Consider the following 1,209-nt stretch of genomic DNA (forward strand, 5'->3'; position numbering starts at 1 on the left):
GGCGGGATTGCCCCCTGCGGCGACCACAGTGCCCGCACCTTCATTGCCCACGGGCATACGCTGGCCGTGGCGGCCCTTGGAACCGCTGAGGAAAGGTTCGGGCATGTTGGCGACGATCTTTCCTGGCGAATAGCGCGCGTTTTCCAGATCGGCCGCGCTGAACAGCAGCGCCAGATCCGAAGGATTGATCGGCGCGGCTTCCATCCGCACCAGTACTTGCGCGCCCTTTGGTTCGGGGAAGGTCGTTTCGGCGACTTCAACCGTCAGTGTGCCATCCGATCCTAATGTCGTGAAAACCTGTTTTCCAACCGTACTAATAATTTTTCTCCTGATTTATTCTTGTTCTTCGGGATAGTCGGTCGCCACAAAGTAAATGCCGTGGGGCGGTGCGTTGTCCGATAAAGAGATTCCGACTGGGGTAATTGACAGTGTTAATGCTCACCCCAATCCCAGCACCTTGCGCTCACGCCTGATCCAGTCGCTGAAGCTTGGGCGAGCGTGAATGGCAGCCAGATAGGCTGTCAGCTTCGGATAGGTTGCGGCATCAGGAACGTAGCCAGCGTGTGCAGCGTTTACGAAGGGACTGGCTACCGAAATGTCCGCTAAGGTCAGACTGTCGCCAACCAGGTAACCAGATGGCTTGATTACGCTTTCCAGATACTGACAGACCGGTATCATGTCCGCCTCGCCTTTTGCCACTGCCGCATCGTCGCCTGATTTTCCAATAAACTTGGGGGAAACAATTCGGTTGAAGAATATCGCCCCGGCCGCAGCCGTCAGAATTGTGTCAGCGAATTCATCGAACCAGATAGCGCGAGCGCGGTTCGCAGGATCGGTCGGAATTAGCGGAACCTCAGGATGCTTCGCATCAATGTAAGTAACGATCGCGGTGGAATCCGAAATGCTGAAATCACCATCGGTAAAACCTGGCATCTTGCGGAATGGGCTGCACGACAAAAAATCCGGGTTCTCGTCGCCAAGGCCAATCGGTACGAGTTCGAGTGCAACACCCTTTTCGACCGCGAAGGCAAGAACCTTGCGTACAAACGGGGAAACAGGTGCGCCGTACAAAATCATGATGTTCTCTCAAAAAATAACCTTGTACATCCATTTTATACAGCGACGACTACGTCAACTCAAATTATGCGAAATTCTAGCAGAGGAAATCTTGCTGGACCTGTGCCGTAAACCCCCATTTGCACGAACACT

General features: G+C 53.8%; 1 protein-coding gene and 1 pseudogene. Both read right to left on the reverse strand.

Annotated features, from left to right (window positions below):
• Positions 1 to 318, reverse strand: a pseudogene (locus U1739_RS20980) (NADH oxidase); the annotation flags it as partial.
• 120 nt (positions 319 to 438) lie between these two features.
• Positions 439 to 1,077, reverse strand: coding sequence for a glutathione S-transferase family protein (locus U1739_RS20985; protein WP_332710559.1), 639 nt, complete (start codon positions 1,075 to 1,077; stop codon positions 439 to 441).
• Between the last annotated feature and the right edge of the window lie 132 nt (positions 1,078 to 1,209).

Source organism: Parasphingomonas puruogangriensis, assembly GCF_036663635.1.
Classification (GTDB): domain Bacteria; phylum Pseudomonadota; class Alphaproteobacteria; order Sphingomonadales; family Sphingomonadaceae; genus Sphingomonas.

Excerpts from the sequence above, each read along its gene's own strand:
- U1739_RS20985 (WP_332710559.1), bottom strand. The coding sequence starts at position 1,077 with ATGATTTTGTACGGCGCACCTGTTTCCCCGTTTGTACGCAAGGTTCTT.